This is a genomic window from Alkalilimnicola ehrlichii MLHE-1, from assembly GCF_000014785.1.
Lineage (GTDB): Bacteria > Pseudomonadota > Gammaproteobacteria > Nitrococcales > Halorhodospiraceae > Alkalilimnicola > Alkalilimnicola ehrlichii.
Genome location: NC_008340.1, coordinates 30,190 through 48,472 on the forward strand (window position 1 = coordinate 30,190; position 18,283 = coordinate 48,472).

The 18,283-nt window shown below is 67.5% G+C and carries 19 protein-coding genes and 1 pseudogene; 5 read left to right on the plus strand and 15 right to left on the minus strand.

Annotation, left to right across the window (positions count from 1 at the left end; genetic code table 11):
- The first annotated feature begins 23 nt into the window (after window positions 1-23).
- Entirely contained in the window at window positions 24-599 is a 576-nt protein-coding gene (locus tag MLG_RS00145) for a YfaZ family outer membrane protein (RefSeq protein ID WP_011627782.1), read from the plus strand.
- Between the two features lie 30 nt (window positions 600-629).
- On the opposite strand, the gene MLG_RS00150 is transcribed toward MLG_RS00145, so the two are convergent.
- Complete coding sequence (locus MLG_RS00150; protein WP_011627783.1) at window positions 630-1,439, minus strand: sulfite exporter TauE/SafE family protein; 810 nt, start codon at window positions 1,437-1,439, stop codon at window positions 630-632.
- A gap of 119 nt (window positions 1,440-1,558) precedes the next feature.
- On the opposite strand from MLG_RS00150, the gene MLG_RS00155 reads away from it, so the two are divergent.
- On the plus strand, window positions 1,559-2,521 hold the full coding sequence (locus tag MLG_RS00155) for a complex I NDUFA9 subunit family protein (RefSeq protein ID WP_011627784.1): 963 nt from the start codon (window positions 1,559-1,561) through the stop codon (window positions 2,519-2,521).
- A 3-nt stretch (window positions 2,522-2,524) separates the two neighbouring features.
- Window positions 2,525-3,766, plus strand: coding sequence for a multifunctional CCA addition/repair protein (locus tag MLG_RS00160; RefSeq protein ID WP_011627785.1), 1,242 nt, complete (start codon window positions 2,525-2,527; stop codon window positions 3,764-3,766).
- A 12-nt stretch (window positions 3,767-3,778) separates the two neighbouring features.
- Here the strand turns inward: MLG_RS00160 and MLG_RS00165 are convergent, their stop codons facing one another.
- The 5 genes from MLG_RS00165 to thiS all read right to left on the minus strand — a co-directional run bounded on the left by MLG_RS00165 (window position 3,779) and on the right by thiS (window position 8,179).
- Window positions 3,779-5,218: a hypothetical protein gene (locus tag MLG_RS00165; protein ID WP_011627786.1), complete on the minus strand. Its 1,440-nt coding sequence runs from the start codon at window positions 5,216-5,218 to the stop codon at window positions 3,779-3,781.
- Between the two features lie 104 nt (window positions 5,219-5,322).
- Complete coding sequence (locus tag MLG_RS00170) at window positions 5,323-6,363, minus strand: NADP(H)-dependent aldo-keto reductase (RefSeq protein ID WP_011627787.1); 1,041 nt, start codon at window positions 6,361-6,363, stop codon at window positions 5,323-5,325.
- A 33-nt stretch (window positions 6,364-6,396) separates the two neighbouring features.
- Window positions 6,397-7,110, minus strand: a complete 714-nt coding sequence (trmB, locus tag MLG_RS00175; protein ID WP_011627788.1) for a tRNA (guanosine(46)-N7)-methyltransferase TrmB — start codon at window positions 7,108-7,110, stop codon at window positions 6,397-6,399.
- Window position 7,111: 1 nt separating this feature from the next.
- Window positions 7,112-7,900 carry a thiazole synthase gene (locus MLG_RS00180; protein ID WP_011627789.1) on the minus strand — a complete coding sequence of 263 codons (789 nt, stop codon included), beginning with the start codon at window positions 7,898-7,900 and terminating at the stop codon, window positions 7,112-7,114.
- 57 nt (window positions 7,901-7,957) lie between these two features.
- Entirely contained in the window at window positions 7,958-8,179 is a 222-nt protein-coding gene (thiS, locus tag MLG_RS00185; RefSeq protein WP_011627790.1) for a sulfur carrier protein ThiS, read from the minus strand.
- Window positions 8,180-8,446: 267 nt separating this feature from the next.
- Here thiS and MLG_RS15905 point away from each other — a divergent pair.
- Together MLG_RS15905 and MLG_RS15500 are read left to right on the plus strand one after the other, a co-directional pair.
- A pseudogene (locus MLG_RS15905) lies at window positions 8,447-8,581 on the plus strand (hypothetical protein); the annotation flags it as partial.
- 24 nt (window positions 8,582-8,605) lie between these two features.
- On the plus strand, window positions 8,606-8,974 hold the full coding sequence (locus MLG_RS15500) for a hypothetical protein (RefSeq protein ID WP_049753486.1): 369 nt from the start codon (window positions 8,606-8,608) through the stop codon (window positions 8,972-8,974).
- A gap of 234 nt (window positions 8,975-9,208) precedes the next feature.
- On the opposite strand, the gene MLG_RS15505 is transcribed toward MLG_RS15500, so the two are convergent.
- The 9 genes from MLG_RS15505 to MLG_RS00225 all read right to left on the minus strand — a co-directional run bounded on the left by MLG_RS15505 (window position 9,209) and on the right by MLG_RS00225 (window position 18,243).
- On the minus strand, window positions 9,209-9,439 hold the full coding sequence (locus tag MLG_RS15505) for a hypothetical protein (protein ID WP_049753487.1): 231 nt from the start codon (window positions 9,437-9,439) through the stop codon (window positions 9,209-9,211).
- Between the two features lie 34 nt (window positions 9,440-9,473).
- Window positions 9,474-9,596 (minus strand): hypothetical protein, encoded by a 123-nt coding sequence (locus MLG_RS15795; protein WP_269490048.1) that lies wholly within the window; start codon window positions 9,594-9,596, stop codon window positions 9,474-9,476.
- 118 nt (window positions 9,597-9,714) lie between these two features.
- A complete protein-coding gene (locus tag MLG_RS15300) occupies window positions 9,715-10,104 on the minus strand; it encodes a hypothetical protein (RefSeq protein WP_011627791.1) in 390 nt (129 codons plus the stop codon).
- Window positions 10,104-11,120, minus strand: coding sequence for a DUF6708 domain-containing protein (locus tag MLG_RS00200; protein WP_011627792.1), 1,017 nt, complete (start codon window positions 11,118-11,120; stop codon window positions 10,104-10,106). The genes MLG_RS15300 and MLG_RS00200 overlap by 1 nt, the downstream gene beginning before the upstream one ends.
- Before the next feature lie 2 nt (window positions 11,121-11,122).
- Window positions 11,123-11,638 carry a hypothetical protein gene (locus MLG_RS00205; RefSeq protein ID WP_011627793.1) on the minus strand — a complete coding sequence of 172 codons (516 nt, stop codon included), beginning with the start codon at window positions 11,636-11,638 and terminating at the stop codon, window positions 11,123-11,125.
- A gap of 98 nt (window positions 11,639-11,736) precedes the next feature.
- Window positions 11,737-13,068, minus strand: coding sequence for a hypothetical protein (locus MLG_RS00210; protein WP_011627794.1), 1,332 nt, complete (start codon window positions 13,066-13,068; stop codon window positions 11,737-11,739).
- Window positions 13,069-13,088: 20 nt separating this feature from the next.
- Entirely contained in the window at window positions 13,089-16,388 is a 3,300-nt protein-coding gene (locus MLG_RS15510; RefSeq protein ID WP_011627795.1) for a toxin VasX, read from the minus strand.
- Window positions 16,385-17,284 (minus strand): DUF4123 domain-containing protein, encoded by a 900-nt coding sequence (locus MLG_RS00220; protein WP_011627796.1) that lies wholly within the window; start codon window positions 17,282-17,284, stop codon window positions 16,385-16,387. The genes MLG_RS15510 and MLG_RS00220 overlap by 4 nt, the downstream gene beginning before the upstream one ends.
- Window positions 17,281-18,243 (minus strand): type VI secretion system Vgr family protein, encoded by a 963-nt coding sequence (locus MLG_RS00225; RefSeq protein ID WP_011627797.1) that lies wholly within the window; start codon window positions 18,241-18,243, stop codon window positions 17,281-17,283. The genes MLG_RS00220 and MLG_RS00225 overlap by 4 nt, the downstream gene beginning before the upstream one ends.
- Window positions 18,244-18,283: the final 40 nt, after the last annotated feature.

Here is an 18,283-nt window from a genome sequence, read left to right on the forward strand (position 1 = left end):
GGCCGTCATTGAGAGGAGTAACCATGGTTCGTAAGCTTTTAGTCGCCTGTCTGGCCCTCACCGCCGCCAGCGGTGTCTCGGCCCGGGAGCTGGACATCGGCCTCAGTGATGAGGTGGCGGAGATCAACTTCTCCATGCCGGCCGGTCAGCCCTTCCAGGCCAGCCAGGCCCGTTGGGGACTGGGCTTTCTGTACAACGACAACGATGACTACGTGGCCACCGGCTCGCTGTCGGTCCGCGGTCACGCCCGTGAGGGGTACCGCCCGGTGCAGCTGGGCGCCGGGGTCAAGGCCTACGGCGGCCGGCTGGACCGGCCCAGCAAATCCGTCGGCGCACTGGGTGTGGGCGCCTCGGCCCGGTTCGGTATCCCCACGGACATTCCCCTGGCGCTGATCCTCAGCGGCACGGTTGCACCGAAGATCACCACCTTCGGCGACGCCGATCGGGTCACCGATCTCACCGGGCGGCTGGAGGCACAGATCACCGAGGCGGCCAGCCTGTATGCCGGCTATCGCTACCTGCGTTTCAACATGGAGCGCGGGTTGCGGGATGAGCGCGTGGCCGACGGCTTCCAGGTGGGGGTTAGCCTGCGCTTCTGAGCACGAGCGGCTTTTCTGGCGGCGCCCGCCTCAGCCGCTGAGGAGCAGTGGACGCAGGAGGTTCAGGCCCAGCACGATCAGGAGCAGCGCGAAGGCGCGCTGCAGGATGTGTTGGGGTAACCGGTGCGCGAGCCGGGCGCCGAGCGGTGCGGTGAACAGGCTCATAGCGATGATCCCCAGGAAGGCGGGCCAATAGACATAGCCGATGGCCCTCTGCGGCAGGTCGGGATGACCGAACCCGGTTGCCATGAAGGCCGCCGCCCCCACCAGCGCGATGGGCAGCCCACAGGCGGCCGAGGTGCCCACCGCCTGGCGCATGGGTATCCCCAGGCGGGCCAGCAGCGGCACGGTCATCGCCCCGCCGGCGATCCCCAGCAGCGACGAGACCGCACCGATGGCCGAGCCGGCAGGCGCCAGGATGAGGGCGCTGGGCGTGGCCGGGCGAGGGCCGGGGCGCGGCCCTCGCCCGAAGGCGAGCTGAAGACCGAGCGCCAGCAGGAAGACCCCGAACGCCGCCTTGAGCAGTGCCCCGCTCATCTGGCCGGCGATCAGCGCCCCCAGCACGGAACCCAGGCACATCCCCGCCGCCAGGCGGAGGAACACCGGCACGAGCACTCCGCCGCGCCGCCAGTGGGAGCGGACCGAACTGATGGCCGTGAAGACGATGGTGGCCAGGGAGGTGCCCACCGCCATGTGCATGATCACCGATGCCGGCACCTCGCGCAGGGCGAACAGGGCTAGCAGCACCGGGACGATAATGACCCCACCGCCGATGCCGAACAGCCCCGACAGCAGACCGGCGACGGCGCCCGCGGCCAGGTAGACCAGGATATCAAGCAACGTGTCTCTCCCGTTGGGGCGGTGCTTTTTCCCCCAGTCGCGGTGGCTTACAATGCCTGGATAAGCCACACCGTCTGCGAAAGCGTTTAACGATAACAGAAAGAGGCAGGGACCGACTCATGGCCAAGCACACCATCTGTATCCTCGGCGGCTCCGGGTTCATCGGCACCACCATCGCCGGGCGGCTCGGCCGCGACGGTCACCGGGTGATCGTGCCCACCCGCCACCGCGAGCGCAGCCGCCACTTGCTGCCGGTGCCCAATGTCGAGGTGGTGGAGCTGAACGTCAACGACGAGGACGCGCTGGTCGAGGCCTTCCAGGACTGCACCGCGGTCATCAACCTGGTGGGTATCCTCAACGAGCTCTCCGGTCCCAAGGGTGAGGGCTTCCGCCGCGCCCACGTGGAGCTGCCGCGCCGGGTCATCTCCGCCTGTCAGCGGGCCGGCGTCGGCCGTTACCTGCACATGAGCGCACTGGGGGCCGACCCCGAGGGTCCGAGCCTCTACCAGCAGACCAAGGGCGAGGGGGAGCGGCTGGCCATAGCGGCCCACGGCGACGGGTTGTCTGTGACTGCCTTCCGGCCCTCGGTGGTGTTCGGCAGCGGAGACAGCTTCTTCAACCGCTTCGCCGGCCTGCTCCGGCTCTCCCCCGGGTTCATGTTCCTGCCCACCCCGCATGCGGAGTTTCAGCCGGTGTGGGTCAACGACGTGGCCAGCGCCTTCATCCGTTGCCTGGAGGATCAGGCCACCGGCGGCCAGGTCTACGACTTGGTGGGCCCGAAGCGCTACACCCTGGAGGCGTTGGTGCGATACACCGCGCGCATCGCCGGCATCCGGCGCCACATCGTGCCGCTGTCCGACGGCATGTCGCGGCTGAACGCCCGCCTGCTCGGCCTGGTCCCGGGCAAGCCCTACAGCCTGGACAACTACCTCTCGGCCACCGTGCCCAATGTCTCCGACGACAACGGCCTGCCCAAGCTGGGCATCCACCCCACGGCGGTGGAGGCGGTGGTCCCGACCTTTCTTGGCCCGCACGAGAAAAACAACCGCTACCAGTCCCTGCGCCGCGAGGCCCGTCGCTGACCCGTGAAGGTCTACCTGGTCGGTGGCGCCGTGCGGGACCAACTCCTGGGCCGTGAGGTCCGGGAGCGCGACTGGGTGGTGGTGGGCGCCCGGCCTGAGGACCTGAAACAGCGCGGCTACCGCCCGGTGGGTCAGGACTTCCCCGTCTTTCTCCACCCCGAGACCCACGAGGAGTACGCCCTGGCGCGCACCGAGCGCAAGACCGGGCGTGGCTACCACGGCTTCGCGTTCCACGCCAGCCCGGAGGTGACCCTGGAGCAGGACCTGGCCCGGCGGGACCTGACCATCAACGCCATGGCCCGTGCCGACGACGGCACCCTGATCGATCCCTACGATGGTCGCCGCGACCTGGAGCAGCGCCTGCTGCGCCACGTCTCCCCGGCCTTCGCCGAGGACCCGGTGCGGATCCTCAGGCTGGCCCGCTTCGCCGCCCGCTTCCAGCCGCTGGGTTTTCGCGTCGCCCCCGAGACGCTGGCGCTCTGTCGCAAGATGGTTGCCGATGGCGAGGTGGATGCCCTGGTCCCCGAGCGGGTCTGGCAGGAACTCTCCCGCGCCCTGCTCGAGGACACACCGGTCCCGTTCTTCCGGGTGCTGCGCGAATGCGGTGCGCTGGCCCGGGTGCTGCCGGAACTCGACCGGCTGTTCGGGATCCCCGAGCCGGAGGCCTACCACCCGGAGGGGGATACCGGCGAGCACACCCTGTTGGCGCTGGCGCAGTCGGCCCGCCTGGGCGGTGACCTGCCGGTGCGCTGGGCGGTGTTGCTGCACGATTTGGGCAAGGCGACCACGCCCTCGCAGGTCTGGCCCCGCCATCCGGCCCACGAACACCGCGGCGTGCCCCTGGTGGAGGCGCTTTGCGAGCGCCTGCGTGCCCCCCGCGAGTGCCGCGACCTGGCCCGCCTGGTCTGCCGGTATCACCTGCAGGCCCACCGGGCCTTCGAGCTGCGCGCCAGCACCCTGCTGAAGTTGCTCGAAGGGCTCGATCTGTTCCGCCGGCAGGCCCGCCTGGAGCCCTTCCTACTCGCCTGTGAGGCCGATGCCCGCGGCCGACTGGGGTTGGAGGATCAGCCCTATCCCCAGGCCAGGTTTCTGCGCGAGGCTTACCGGGTCGCCGCGGCGGTCACCGCCCGGCCCTTCGTCCAGGCCGGGTTCAAGGGCCGCCAGATTGCCGAGGCGGTGACCCGGGAGCGGATCCGGGCGCTGGCGGCGCTGCAGCGTGACTACCCGCGCCCGGAGGCGCACTGAGCCCCGCGGGCGCTACGCCCGCTCCCGCCCCAGGCCGGTGATGGTTGCCATCGCAGCCCCGGCGACCATCCATGCCGGGGAGCCCGTCTCCCTCGCCCCGTGATTGGCGCACAGGCGAGCCAACCATAGCGCCAGGGTGGCCCAGCCGCTGTCGATCACTTGCCGGCCCAGGGCCCGCTCCGCGGTGCTGTCACCCAGCAGGCCGCGATTGGCGCAGGCGTTGGTCAGTGCCATTCCGGCCATCAGCAAAGGCGGGGCCTCCGCACCCTCCTCCAGCCAGTGGCGTAAGGCCGGGTGGGTGGGCTTATCGGCGCCAATGGATGCGGCCACGGCACTGCCCTCGGTTCTGTCCAGGACTGCCAGCAGGGCCCGCGCCCGGGCCCCGGGGTCGCGCGACAGTGCGCCGGGTCGTACCACCGTGAACCGTTGGGGGGCGGCCAGCAGCAGGCGGCGAAGGTTTTTCCGGTAGAGGGTCAGCAGCGCCCGCGAGCGGCTGTGCTCCCGGGCCTGCCAGGGGGCGTCCCGCACGGGCGCACAGCCCTGGAGGCATTGCGCACGGCTTTGGACAGCGCCCTGGAGCAAGAAAGGGTGGCGTCGCCAGGCCCGGTGGCACTGCACATGGTGATCGTCGCGCTGGAGCTCGAGCGCCGTCCCGATCGTGCGGGAGCCCTGGGTCAGGAGGACCAGTAAGGAGAAGGCGAGGCTGTGCCGCCCGTCCGCCTCCCGGCAGAGCGCCGGCAGCAGATAGCCGGCCAGGGCCTCCCAGCTGGTCGGCTCCGGTCCACCTGCCACCCGGCGCAGGGCGCGGATGGCGGCCCGGGTTCTCTCGGGCAGGGCCCGGTAGAGGGGATGGGCCTGCAACGCCTTCAGGTCCAGCACGGTCTGGGGAGCGGGCCGGTCCCCACCGGGGTGGGCGGATGGGAGGCCGCTGCCTCCGCCGCCAGCGGGCCGCTGGAGGCGCCCGGCCAGTGCGTCCAGCAGCCGTGCCAGCGCCGGCTGGAAGTTAAAGGGGGCCAGGCCCAGCAGGCCGCTGCGATCCCGCAGCCGGCGATAGAGCCAGCGGCGGCCCATCGGGTCGCGGGCCAGGGTGGCCGCAATCAGCGCGCAGTAGTCGAGCAGCGCCCGGCACTGGCGCACATCGGTGACATCCAGCCCCAGCAGACCCGGCTCGGCGGGCAGACCGTCCAGGGCCTTTATCAGTGCCGCAACGCTGCTCTCCCCCGCGCCGTCGGGCCGCGTCCGGGCCTGCCCGCCGGTGGTGCTCCAGCGGGCAGGCGCCCCGCCGCCCGGCGGTGGGGGGTGAAGCCGGTGCAGGTGCTCGTTGACGGCGGCCAGCGGTCCGGTCGTGGCATCGTGCAAGGGCTCAGAGAGAAGCGAGGGTGCGGGGGTGCCCCGCGGCGCGGCCGCAGCGGCCGGGCGGACCGGGGAGGGGTTGAGCGTCGGATCATCCATGATCACGCCTCCGGGTGGATGCTGGGTAGGGTTAGCACGTCGCGTCGTCCTTGACAGCACTAATCCTAGGGTGTGCCCCGGACGCGGTCAACCGCGCTGCCCTATCAGGGGCAGGGGTTGGGGTTGCCGGCGTGGACGGCGTCGATGGCCTCCAGCAGCTCATCGTCCAGGGTCAGGTCCATGCTGTCGATGTTGGTCTCCAGCTGGTTCAGATCGGTGGCACCGATGACGGTGCTGGTCACGAAGGGGCGTGAGGTGGCCCAGGCCAGGGCCATCTGTGCCGGATCCAGGCCAAAGCGGTGGGCCAGGGCCACATAATCGGCGGTCGCCTGCACCCCGCGCTGCCCGGTGTAGCGCTGGAACTGTTCGAACAGCGACAGACGGGCCCCCTCGGGCCAGCGGCCGTCCAGGTACTTGCCGCTGAGCACCCCGAAGGCCAGTGGCGAGTACGCCATCAGCCCCACACCCTCGCGGTGGGAGACCTCGGCGAGACCCACCTCGTAGCTGCGGTTGAGCAGGTTGTAGGGGTTCTGGACACTGACCACGCGCGGCAGATCCTGCTGCTCGGCCAACCACAGGCAGCGCATCACCCCCCAGGCGGTCTCGTTGGACAGCCCGATGTGGCGGATCTTGCCCGCCTCCACCAGGTCATAAAGCGCCTCCAGGGTGGCGCGAAGCTGCGGGATGGGGTCCGGCTCCCGCGGATCGGGCTGGTAGCCCAGCTTGCCGAAATAGTTGGTCTTCCGCTCCGGCCAGTGCAGTTGGTAGAGGTCGATATAGTCGGTCTGCAACCGTTGCAGGGAGCCCTCCACCGCCTCCACCAGGTGGGCGTGGGTGTAGCGGGTCCTCCCCTCACGTACCGTCTCCAGGCCCGGCCCCGCGATCTTGGTGGCCAGCACCACGTCCTCGCGGCGCCGGCGCCGCTTCAGCCAGCTGCCGATATAGCGCTCGGTGCGGCCGCCGGTCTCGCTTTTGGCCGGCACCGGGTACATCTCGGCGGTGTCGATGAAGTTGATCCCCCGGGCGAGGGCCTGGTCCAGTTGCTCATGGGCCTCGGCCTCGGTGTTCTGCTCGCCGAAGGTCATGGTGCCCAGGCAGAGGGCGCTGACCTCGATATCGGTATGACCCAGTTTGCGGTACTCCATGAGCCCCCCTTGTTCCTCGGGCGCGATGTGGTGTCAGCCTGGATGCTCGCGCTTGCGATAGTAAAGGTCGAACACCTGGTGGCCTTTGCGCAAGCCCCGCCGCTCGAACTTGGTCTCGGGACGCTCACCCCGCGGGCTGAACTGGCGCGGGCCGCAGGTGTTCTCCAGGTCCGGCTCCGCCTCCAGCACATCCAGCATGTGCTCGGCATAGTCCGCCCAGTCGGTGGCCAGGTGCAGAAAACCGCCGGGTGCGAGCTTGGCCGCCACCGCCCGCACCCACTGTGGCTGAACCAGCCGGCGTTTGTGGTGGCGCTTCTTCGGCCAGGGGTCAGGAAAGAAGAGCTGCACGCCGTGCAGGCTCCCGTCCGGGATATGGTGCGCCAGCACCTCGGCGGCATCGGCCATCATTACCCGTACGTTGCCCAAGTGGCGCTTTTCCACCTCCATCAGCAGGTGACCGACGCCGGGCCGGTGCACCTCAATACCCAGGTAATCCCGCTCCGGGTGGGTGGCCGCCTGCTCGGCCAGCGACTCGCCGTTGCCGAAGCCGATCTCGAGGATCCTCGGCGCCCGCCGGCCGAAGGCGCGATCCAAATCCAGCGGCTGGCCGGCAGGCGGCCGTTCCAGCCCGAACGCCGGCCAGAGCAGCTCCAGTGCCCGTTGTTGCCCGGCGGTCAGCCGCCCCTCCCGGCGCACGAAGCTGCGGATCGGGCGCTTGCCGGTGGCAGCGTCTGCGCGGCGCTCCATGTCAGAAAAAGGTGCCTTCCAGCGGACTGGAGGCACTGGCAAACCGCTTGCGCGGGATGCGCCCGGCCAGGTAGGCCTCGCGCCCTGCCTCGACCGCCTTGCGCATGGCGCTGGCCATCAGCACCGGTCTTTGGGCCCCGGCGATGGCGGTGTTCATCAGCACCCCGTCACAGCCCAGCTCCATGGCCTCGGAGGCATCGGAGGCGGTCCCCACGCCGGCATCCACCAACACCGGCACCGAGGCATTCTCGACGATGGTCAGGATGTTCCAGTGGTTCTGGATACCCAGCCCGGAGCCGATGGGCGCCCCCAGGGGCATCACCGCGACACAACCGACCTCCTCCAGGCGCTTGGCGGTGATCGGGTCGTCGCTGGTGTAGACCATCACGTCAAAACCGTCCGCCACCAGCTGCTCCGCCGCCTCCAGGGTGGCGGGGATGTCCGGGTAGAGGGTCTTCTCGTCGCCGAGCACCTCCAGTTTGACCAGGTTGTGCCCGTCCAACAGCTCCCGCGCCAAGCGGCAGGTGCGCACCGCGTCTTTGGCGGTGTAGCAACCGGCGGTGTTGGGCAGGAGGGTGTAGCGCTCGGGGGAGATGACGTCGAGCAGGTTGGGCTCGTCCGGGTTCTGGCCGATATTGGTGCGGCGGATGGCGACGGTGACGATCTCCGCACCGCTGACCTCGATGGCCTCGCGGGTCTCGTCCAGATCGCGATACTTGCCGGTACCCACCAGCAGACGGGACTGAAAGGTTCGGCCGGCAACGGTGAAGGTGTCCTGCGAGGCTTCCATGGGCCAATCTGCTCCTGAATAGAGGGGCTGGAACAAGGGGTGCGATAACGCTGCGGGTCAGCCGCCGCCGATGGCCTGGACCACCTCGACGCGGTCGCCGGGTTGCAGGCGGTGCTGCTCAAAGCGGCTGCGCGGGACGATGTCCTCGTTGACCTCCAGGGCCAGTCGCCGGCCGCCCAACTGCATCTCCTCCAGCAACTCGGCGGCGGTGATGCCGGTGCGGACCTCGCGGTCCTCTCCATTGACCCGGATGTGCATGGTATCGCTGTGCTCAGTCATGGGCCCGATTGTACAACAGGTTTTTTGTTGGTTTCCGCGTGAAGGCTTTCGGCTTGCCCGAGGGGGTAGGCGATCAACCTGCGACGGCGGTAGCCGGAAGGAGGGAGGTGTCCATGATGGGGGAGTGCAACGAGGAACCCGACCAAACCAACCGGTTGGCGGGTAGCCGGGTTTCGACTACCTTCATTGAAACCCGCCCCGTAGGAGTGATGCCCACTTAGATCGGGACGACTGCCCTGCGACGTCCTGGATTGAGCCTGTGCCGGCTACGGCATCTACTGGCCGGAATTCGACGAAGACCTCAGTACGGAAGGTATGTTTCGGGGGCGCCAGCGCCTAGCAAGTCGTATATGGACTCCTCCCGCAAGTAGCAACGGCGGATGCACGGGCGACTTTGCTTAAGCGGATCTAAACGGGGAGAGAATAGTGATTGAAGGTATCGTTGCGATACTTGCGGGGTTGCTGCTGATTACACCCATCATTGGTAGGGGGTCGGCTGGGGCCAAGGTCGTTGGCAAGCTTACCCCTTTCGAGGCCGTGATCGGTGTTGTCGCTCTGATAGTCGGTGTGCTTAACGTTATGAGTGTCACGGGGCTGGTGCTAATTGTGGCTGGCCTCCTATTAGCGGCCAGCGCGCTTGCGAAGATCCCCGCCATTGGTAGTCACCTCGCGCGTGCAGGCAAGGCTCTCAAACCGTTCCGGGTCGTAATTGGTGTGGTTGTGTTGGTGATCGGCGTGTTGGTTTTGCTTGGGATCGTCGGCGGGGGCCCGCCGCCGGGTCTCCGCACCGGCTGATGCTGTCCGTGCGCCAACCCTCCCTGGTGTTCCGCTCCAATGCCTTGGAACATCTCGTGCAGGTCGACGGTGGAACGCTCGCCGATGCCAGCGAAGTTCTCGTCCAGCCAGCGTGTCGCGGTGTCGCGGCCCATGTCACGCAGCTTGGTGAGAAACGCCCATTCGACGTTCATACACGACGAGGCGCTCAGCGGCTTCAGCTCCCGCCTGGTTTTCGATGATATGCACGCGCACCTAAGGGTGGTCGTCTGTCGAAAGCTTGCCCTGGCGGATCAAGCGATCGACGAAGTCTATCGAGCCAAGTTCCCTTAGCAGGCTGCCGTTGAAGCTGATCTCGTTCATCCGGTGCTCAATCTCCTGCGGCGTCCTTGGTGTGCCCTTGCGCTTGATTGGATTGATCTGGATCACCACGACATCGTCGGTGTCGGTCGCGCCATGAAAGGGGAACAGAGACGGATTGCCCATGTAGCCACCATCCCAGTACGGCACACCATCGATCTCAATGGCCTGATATGGACAGCCGGCCGTCCTCGAGAATGCGGTCCAGCACCGCCCAGGTGAACGCACCATGCGCGCCACCGCCCTGCAGGGCAAGATTCACGGCTTTCAGATTGGTTGTCATCGGATTTTAGCTCCTAAACCAGAGCCCGAGTCTCGCATCATGACGCTTAAGCTACTGACTCTACGCCACAATAGGGCGACCCCAGCCTGGGGTCGGTACGCTCGCGAACATACCGAGATCACACACGAATACAGCGCTCTTCCCGCTGCCAGTTCGGCATTGAGGCGTGGACTTCGGGCTGGGCAACTCGATGGCGATTTCCGAGCAGAAAGCCCAGGCCGGCAGCCGAACCCAACAGCGCCGGGGACGTCATCCGGTCATGGATTCGGTGGCGCAGCATGGCGCCCTGCGCGCCCATCGATCGCTGGCGCTCGGCGCCATTGATGCGTGCTGCCAGCGATTCGGAGTGGGGTGCGTTGCGGATCATGATGACGTGTCCGTTTCGGGGGTCAGACTGCGCACGGTGGCGGGGAACTGCAGATTTGGGCGTTGCTGGCGGATCGCCCAGCCACTCAGGAATATTGCCGTCGCCTGCATTGGCAACGTGAGGCGCCAGGTTCAACGACATCAGGCCTTCGATGGTTCGTGCGGAGAAGAGCGACGCTGGGTGTGGGGATCGAGGGTTTGCGGGGCGTCGGGGTGCAGGCCCTGGTCGCGCTCAATGTCGTAGAGTCGGGAGGTGGGGCCGTCGGCGCGGCAGCGTTCGCGCACGAGCGGGTGCCACTGGCTGCGGGCGGCGCGGCGCTGGGCCAACTGCCAGACAAAGTCGCGCAGGACGAGGGCGGGCAGCATGACGGCCTGGAAGGCGTTGGTGAACCACATGCGGTCGCGGGTCATGATGCCCATGTCGACCAACTCCCGGTGGAGTTCGATGTCGATCTTGCCCGTGCGATTGCGCTGGGCGAAGCGTTTGCGCACCGCCTGGCGGGTGGATTCGGGGGTGTTTCGGCCCTGCTCGTCGAACCAGGGGCCGTTTTCCATGTAACAGCGTAGGTACTCCCAGAGCATGGCCTGGGTCTGGGCGGTGTGGCCCATGGGAAGGTTGAGATTGACGGCGATGACCTCGTCGGGCTGCTGGAAGCGCTGGAGGAGGATCTGCAGGGGGGTGAGCCGGTTGACGCCGGCATGGTGGGTGACCTGGCGGGTTTCCTGCAGCCATGCGACGGCCTCGTCCCAGGGGGTGTGGTAGAGCTTTTTGCCGTCCTGGAAGTAGACCTCGCGGGTGCGGCGATTGAAGCGCAGGGGCAGGGCCGCGGGCCAGAAGACCTCGAGCAGGAAGAAGACCAGGGTGACGCCGGCCATGGCTCCATTGACCTGCAAAGCGAATACCGCTCTCTCTCCCCCGTGGAAAAAGTTGGGTGACATCACTACTAGACCCATCAGCGTTCCCCATCCCCAAAACCCGGTCCACAGGCCCCTTGAGCTTCCGGTGGTGATATCGAGGTAGTGCTCGGTCTGGTCCTGGACGTCGCCGGCCTGCATGGGCTGGGCGGCCGCGCGCCGGTCGGGGCGCAGGGTGATGACCTCGTCGGCGAGCCCGATATTGCGGGAGAGATCGGCGAAGAACCGGCGCAGGTGGTGCATGGCTAGTTGATCCGGATGGGAGGCAGGGTGAGATCGGGGAACGGGCGATAGTACAGGGTGCCGGAGAGGGAGCTCAGCCGGTCGCCGTCCCGGGTGTCGTGGTAGATGAGTCGGTAGACGGGGCCGTCGGGCGCCTCCGCCCCACCGATGTCGAGGTCGAGATCCTTTTCGGTGATGGTCCGGCTGCGTTCGTCATGCCGGACCAGCCCGGTGCGCCAGCGCTCGGTGGCCTCCAGAGTGAACATGCCCGGGAAGGGCGTGGCGCCGGGGAAGGTGACCAGCAGGACACGGTAGTGGTGGACATCGCCGGAGCGGGGGTTACGGGCCTGGCGGGCCTCCAGCCGGATGCGCGGCTCGTAGAGCAGCCGGTAGAGGTGGCCGAGTTCCTCGTCCAGGTCGCCGGCCCAGTCGGCCAGCCGCGGGAGTCGCCCGCGAACGCCGCGTAGGCCGTGCCACGCAGGACGCCATGGCCCGGGGTTGACCGCCCCATCGATCATCATCCATGAGCCTTGGTCCATGGCCTTACTCCTTTGCCGCCGCATACCTTTTACAGGCCAGCTCTGGGCTGGGCAGCCTGGAGCAGCGTAACGGTTGGTGTCTGGCTCATGGCGCCGGCTCAGGCCGCGCTGGCCGCAAATGGCAGTGTGCGATAAGCCGTACCTGGGGAGGGCTCCACCTCGACCCCAAAGCGTTTCTCGATATTGCCCATCTCGATGAACTTCTCGCCGCGCTGGTAGGCCTGCCGCAGCTTCTCGCCGAGTTCAGTGAGTTCGCGCGAAGGTCGGGCCCACTGGTCCCGGGGAAGGGGCCTGGACCATCCCGCCAGCCAGCCCTTGGGCACCGCCTTGGGCAGCACATGCTTCATGCGGTACTCGGTGTACCAGTGGGCGAAGCGTGCATGATTCCACCACTGCTCGCGCCGAAAGCGCCGCCAGCGGGCCTTGTCGTGGGTGCGTTCGCACTCGGCCTTTTCCCGGGCCACGTAGGCGTCGTACCACTCGAGGCCCCACTCCCGGGCGGAAGAGGTGATGGCCTCGGGCCCCTCCTCCATGAAGCGGCGGATGTACTCCCACTGGGCCAGCGCGCCCGGGAGGCCGCCGACCCCGACGATGATGCCGGCCCCGGGCAGGGTATAGCCGGGTCGTTCCGGATCGGGCGGCATCAGAGCGAAGTTCCAGCCGAAGCCGGTGACGGCCCCGGCGCTGAGGCTGGGGTTGAACCCGCAGACCGCGATCACGTCCTCCCAGGGCACCAACACGGTCTGGCGCTGTTGGCCGACGAGCTTGCGGCAGAAGTCATGGAAATAGGGATAGAGAGGCAGGAAGGCCAAGGAGGCGATGTGGATCAGCAGTACCTTGAGAGGGAAGACCGTATCTGGATTCGCCATCCATTCGAACACGTCCACAAAAACCATAATTCCGGTCAGCGAGGCAATGACACCCGAAGAAGCCATCAACCACATGTTGGTTGGGTCGGGCAGCCAGAAGCGCCGCCCGGGGGCATCCACGACGAAGGCCACCTCCCGGCGTTGGCGATGGAGGCGGATGGGGGGGATGCGTCTCAGTACGACATCGGGATAGAGAATGCCGGCAAAAAGAGGAAACAATATAACCGCGTAAATGCTTCCCAGCCCCCCTGCAACCAACTCCAAGGGCAGTGAGCCCTTGTACACCGCACTCAGGGAGAAAAGGAGCCCCAGTCCCGAAATTAGCGTCAGGCCGACACTAAAGATATGCCCCGTAATCAGGACGCTATCGAGGCTGGCAGCCTGGCGCAGGTCCATCGTGACCTCGTCGCGGCGAACGTCGATGTGGGCCACGTCCACGCCATGTTCGCTGTCGGTGGGCAGCGGCAGAGGGCTGAGACAGTACTGCTCGCCGCCGGCGCGGCTTTCCCGTTCGCCGGCGCGCATAGGGGGTAACGTATCGTCGATGGTTGATCTGGGCATGGAGGTCCTGTCCCTTGTTGTCACGGCCAGGGCGTCAGGGGCATGTCCGGCCAGTTGCCCACTTGGTACCGCGTGAGGAAACGATCGCCGAGGGCGGAGATCTCCCTCCACTCATCGGAGAGCGATGTGCCGCGGCGATGCAACTGGAAGACCCGGGTGGTGGATGCTTCGGGGCCCTTCGTGCGGATGACGAGGCGGAACTCGTGGCATTCGGCCAATGTTTCGGGATCGAAATGGTAGTGCAGGGCATAGCTCGAGCCCTGGTTTTCGAGCTCGGCATGTTCGAGAAAGTCTCGGGTCATTTCCTTGAGGCGAGGGGTGACGCCCCAGAGGCCCAGCGCGAGGTTTTCCGCATTGGGGGCGTCAAGCCCGGGCAAGCCAATGCGTATGGCGAGGTCGGTGCCTGCCGGCCCGGGCCCCGGGCCGCCATGGGGCTCGGCCTGCCCCTGCCGTTCCACCGTGAGATCGGTATCGCCAAGTCGGGCCAGTTCCCGCTCGTGGGCCTCGCGATCCCAGCCCTGATCTTCTCGCCCCCAGTGACTGCGCTGGCACCAGCGCTGCACAGGGCTCAACGAGAAGCGATTGGCCAGCACCTCGCCGATGATCAGCAGGGCGGTGCCAACCGCCACCACCCAGCCGGCGGGGCCGGCGAATTTCAGCAGCAGCAGTCGCCAGGCGACTGCGGGCTTGCCCAGCATCCTGCCAAGCGCGCTCATGCCGCCGATTAAGAAGCCACCACCGGCGACTCCGGCCGCACCTGTAAAGGCAACCTGTAAGGCCAGTCGCTCCGCCTGGGTTTCTGATCCCTGCATTCGTTTGTACTGCTTGTAGGTTTCTAAGAGACCTGCAAAGCCACCCAGTAGGGCCACGGCCCCCATCGCCCCATTGGCAACCCTTGCCCAGCGCTCCAGTTGCGCGGGGCTTCCGGCGGCGGCGCGGGTCTCGGCCAAGGCCACCTGCTGAAAGCCCCGCCCCTGGTAGAGGTTGCGATGGCGGGCGTCGATGATCATTTCTCGTATTGCCATGATGCTCGCTGCCGCCCCTGTCGCGTGAGAGCCCGTCGCGAAGGCGTGCTCCATGAGGCGTTCTTCGCCCCAGGCATCAAGCGTATTGCGCAGGGCCACGCCGGTCATGATCATACCCAGCATCGACAGGCTCCCATTAACCAGCACCCCCAGGCTCCGACTCGCCGACAGCTCGCCCTGTTCGTCGCGCACCAGGGTGTTCAAGGTGTCGTTCAGGGTCGCGGCTGGTTGACGGGCAACGGCCCGGTCGGCGGCACGCTCGGCCAGGGCGGCACGGGTGGCGGCCAGGCTCAGGCCGCCGACCTGGACGGCGTGGCCATTGGCCTTGTCGACGGGGAAGCTGTGTTCGGCCAGGGCGTCGAATGCCTCGCCCAGCAGGCGCCTGTGCCGGTTGATGTCGGCCTGGCTTTCGCGGATTTTGCGGGCATTGAACCGGTCGGCGGCCCGGCGATGCGCCTGGCTGGTGCCGCGCCTGGACGCCCGTGCCAACTCGACCTGGCGCTCCTGGTAGAGCTGCTCGAGCCTGCGCTCAAGGGTTGCCAGGTTGGCCACGGCCGAGTCCGCCTGGTCCAGTGCTTGCTGGATGCGGCCCAGTACGGAGCGGTCGGGGATGGCCCAGCCGAGCTCGAGCAGCCCCAGACGTTCGGCAAACATCAGCCGTTGCCCATCGGGCAAGCGCGAAGCCAGGGTAGTGATGCGCTGCCCCAGGTCGACATCCTGTACGTCATCGAGCAACGTCCCGAGCACCGCCTGCCCCAGCAGCTTCTCCTTGATTTGCACTTCGCCCGCGATGGCGGTTCGGGCTTCGTCGGAGAGGCCCTCGACGCTGCGAAAGCGCAGCCCGGTCTGATGTTCAACCTCGCCCCGCCACTGCTGGTAGCGGCTGAGTGCGCCCTGGGCGCCCATCAGTGCGGACGCCTGGGTGAGCGCTTTCTGGAGGCCAGTGTTTTGGGAAAGGAATCCCTCCACGAAGGACGCGGTGGGGACGTAATGCATCAGGTGTGCCGGTACCGGGTCGTCGCCGGCGTAGTAGCTCGACAGGAAGTCCTCCTGCCCGCAGGCCAGCAGGGTCTCGACGGCCTGCTTTTCCAGCAGGCAGGTCAGCAGGATGTGATGCTCCTCTTCGCGGTCGAGCAGCAGGGCCTGGGTGTGCCAGGTGGGCAGTATGGCGGCCAGGTCGGCCCCGATACGGTGATACTCGCTCTGCCACTGCGCCTGCATCGGGGTGGCATAGGCCAGGAAGTCTTCCATCGCCTGCCGGCGGATCACGTCGACGATGCCGTTGGGCGCCAGCGCCCCGCCAATGAAGCCCGGGTGGCCGCCTGAACGGGCAGTGACCTGCTCTATGGCTTCGCGATGCTGCGAATAGAGCTCGGCGAGCGACTCCAGGTCGTTACGCTCGGCATAACTGGCTTCGCTCAGCCACTCAGGAATATTGCCGTCGCCTGCATTGGCAATGTGAGGCGCCAGGTTCAACGACATCAGGCCTTCGATGGTTCGTGCCGAGAAGAGCGCCACCGCGTTCTCGTCGACCCACTGGCCCTGTTGTTCCGCCAGGCAGGCCCACGCCTGGGCGAGGTCCTTGATACGTCCGGCGATATCGTCCACTACCAGGCAGGCGCTGTCTTGCTGAAAGCCCCCCTGGATAGCCGCCTTGATCTCGGCGGCGCGCGCACGCTGCCACTCGGCGTGTTCGCCTTCCGCGTCGCACCAGGCGTAGCTGCCCGGGTCGAGCGGGTCGCCGTCCTGCTCGGTCGGGGCGCTGGGGGTCGCGCGGTGTTCGCCATGGTCGTCCGCCAGGACGTCGGCCAGGGCATCGGGATCGAGCAGGTGAGCGGTACCCGCCCCCGGACAGTAGGCGCCAACGTTGACCCGCGTCATCACCTGATCGCGGAAGGCAGGTTTAAGCAGCATCGATTGGTGCACGGCCGTCAGCGCCAAGGGACTGAACAGCACCTGGATGCTGCCCTCGCGCTCGACGATGATCGCATCGCCGCTGCCATCGGGTTTGACCTCGAAGACCTGCAGCTCATCGGGCGTTGAGCTGTGTACCAGGTAGAGCCAGCCTTCCCGTACCGGCCGTACGCCACAGCGACGGAAACTGCCGTCATGAACGGGCCGGAAGCCCGGCGTGCCCGAGGCCCGATCCGCCTCGGGCGCCTCGACCAGGGCATACCGCACCGGGACCAGCTGCAGCTCACCGCGCGTAAGAGGGCAGAGCCCCTGCTCTTGGCCCGGGTCGTTATCGTTCCGGCTCTCCGCGACGCGGTTGGCGGCTTCCATGTCGGTGCTCATGCCTTGCTCTCCCTGCTCGCTAGCCGCCGGGCCTCGGTGGCGGCGGCCTTGAGTCGCTCCATGGGGGTGCCGCTGGTCTGGGTGACGTGCCGAGCCAGATCCGGCATGCGCTGTTCATCCAGGGCCGCCGGACCATAGGCCCCCAGGATGTTGGCCATGTAGTAGTGGGCGCGCCGACCGGTGAAGCCCAGCTCCCGTGTGGTATCGATGACCCGCCGAGCGGCCATGCCAGCCGTCCCGCATTCGCTGATCAGCGGGCCGTGGGCGAAGAATGCCTGGAGGTGCTGTGCCAGCTCTCCGGCGAAACGCTGCCAGGCGATACGACTCAGCGATTCGAGATGTGCTGGCTGCAGCCTGAAGCGCTTCCGGTGCCGTACCGGCTCACCCTGGGTGTTGGTCAGATGGCGCCAGGTGATGCCGTCGTCTTCGGCTATCGGCAACCATAGCGCGCCGATCACCCCCAGGAGCGGGCTTTGCGAGGGCTCCGGCTCCGCCTCGAGCAGGCAGTGCACGACTTGGGCCGAGGCCAGCCGTAGTATCTTTTCGCCTTCCAGGGGGTGCTCGACAAACAACAGCCAGCGCAGATGCGCCGCGAGTTCCTCCAGCGAGGCATCGCTGGCCATGAGCCAGCCCCAGCTCTCGACCGCGCCCTGTTCCAGGAACCTCTCCCAGACCAGGCTGCCCGGCTCCAGAGCCACCAGGCATGGCGAGAGCTTTCGACACGCTTCCAGCGGCGTGTGCAGGTAGAGCGGCTCATAGACGGGTGTATCGAGGTGCTCGTAGAGCCAACGTTCCAGAGGTTCGAGCGCTATGCCGTCGAGCAGCAGGTAGTGCTTCCCGTCACCGAGGGCAGCCGCCGACGGTGGCGCGCTATTGGGGAGTGCCCCCGTGGTCATGCCGATCCCTCGTCATCGCCAGTGGGTGTGCAGGGCTGTGTCAAAGCCATCGCCTGGCGCAGGGCTGCCTCCTGCCGAATCGGCTCAATACGCGGCACGTTAGGGGCCGGCTCCACCTCCCTTTGCGATGCCAACTCCGCCTCCCGCGGCACCTCCGGTGCGAGGGCCGCCTGGCCCGAGCCCGATCCAGGGCTGCCCCCGGAGTTCATGCGGATGCCGGGGCCGCTGAGGGTGATGCCCGAGGGATCGACCTTGATGAAACTGCCGCCCGCCTGGAGGGTGATCTCGGCACCGGCGTCGATGACCGCCTTGTGCCCCGACTTGACGTGCAGTTCCCGGCCGCATTCGCTCAGCCAGGCCTCACCGGCTTTGAGATGCAGGGTGCCCTCCACGCTGAGATGCTGATCCCCACCGGTGCGCTCGCGCCGCTCGCCCTGCACGGTGAGGTGCTCGTCGCCGTGGATCTCCGCGAGCCGGTCGCCGTGGACGCCCAGGTGGCTGTGGCGGCCGATGGTCTCGGAGCGGTCGTTGCGGGTGTGCAGGTCGAGATCGCGCTGGGCGTGCAGGTGGATGCGCTCGGCCTCGCGGGCATCCTCGAAGTGCAGTTCGTTGTAGCCCTCACCGTCCTGGCTGCGGCTGCGCAGCACGCTGCGGGTCTTGTGCGCGGGCAGCGGATAGGGCGGGGTGTTGTGGCCATCGTAGACCCGGCCGGTGATCACCGGCTGATCCGGGTCGCCGGCCAGGAAGTCGACGATCACCGCATGGCCCACCCGGGGCAGGAACAGCCCGCCGTAGCCGGGCCCGGCCCAGGGCTGGGCGACGCGCAGCCAGGCGCTGGCGTGCTCGTCATCGGCGGCGTAGCGGTCCCAGGGGAAACGGACCTTGACCCGGCCGTGCTCATCGCAATGGATCGCCTCCCCCTCGGGGCCCACCACCCGGGCGATCTGCGGGCCCTCCATCCGCGGGCCGGCGTCCGGGTCGTGGGGCGGGCGCCGGTGC

Coding starts and splice junctions, on each gene's coding strand:
- MLG_RS00145 (WP_011627782.1), top strand. CDS start 24: ATGGTTCGTAAGCTTTTAGTCGCCTGTCTGGCCCTCACCGCCGCCAGC.
- MLG_RS00155 (WP_011627784.1), top strand. CDS start 1,559: ATGGCCAAGCACACCATCTGTATCCTCGGCGGCTCCGGGTTCATCGGC.
- MLG_RS00165 (WP_011627786.1), bottom strand. CDS start 5,218: ATGGATGATCCGACGCTCAACCCCTCCCCGGTCCGCCCGGCCGCTGCG.
- MLG_RS00170 (WP_011627787.1), bottom strand. CDS start 6,363: ATGGAGTACCGCAAACTGGGTCATACCGATATCGAGGTCAGCGCCCTC.
- trmB (WP_011627788.1), bottom strand. CDS start 7,110: ATGGAGCGCCGCGCAGACGCTGCCACCGGCAAGCGCCCGATCCGCAGC.
- MLG_RS00180 (WP_011627789.1), bottom strand. CDS start 7,900: ATGGAAGCCTCGCAGGACACCTTCACCGTTGCCGGCCGAACCTTTCAG.
- thiS (WP_011627790.1), bottom strand. CDS start 8,179: ATGACTGAGCACAGCGATACCATGCACATCCGGGTCAATGGAGAGGAC.
- MLG_RS15505 (WP_049753487.1), bottom strand. CDS start 9,439: ATGGGCAATCCGTCTCTGTTCCCCTTTCATGGCGCGACCGACACCGAC.
- MLG_RS15795 (WP_269490048.1), bottom strand. CDS start 9,596: ATGACAACCAATCTGAAAGCCGTGAATCTTGCCCTGCAGGGCGGTGGC.
- MLG_RS15300 (WP_011627791.1), bottom strand. CDS start 10,104: ATGTCGTTGAACCTGGCGCCTCACGTTGCCAATGCAGGCGACGGCAAT.
- MLG_RS00200 (WP_011627792.1), bottom strand. CDS start 11,120: ATGCACCACCTGCGCCGGTTCTTCGCCGATCTCTCCCGCAATATCGGG.
- MLG_RS00205 (WP_011627793.1), bottom strand. CDS start 11,638: ATGGACCAAGGCTCATGGATGATGATCGATGGGGCGGTCAACCCCGGG.
- MLG_RS00210 (WP_011627794.1), bottom strand. CDS start 13,068: ATGCCCAGATCAACCATCGACGATACGTTACCCCCTATGCGCGCCGGC.
- MLG_RS15510 (WP_011627795.1), bottom strand. CDS start 16,388: ATGAGCACCGACATGGAAGCCGCCAACCGCGTCGCGGAGAGCCGGAAC.
- MLG_RS00220 (WP_011627796.1), bottom strand. CDS start 17,284: ATGACCACGGGGGCACTCCCCAATAGCGCGCCACCGTCGGCGGCTGCC.
- MLG_RS00225 (WP_011627797.1), bottom strand. CDS start 18,243: ATGGAGGGCCCGCAGATCGCCCGGGTGGTGGGCCCCGAGGGGGAGGCG.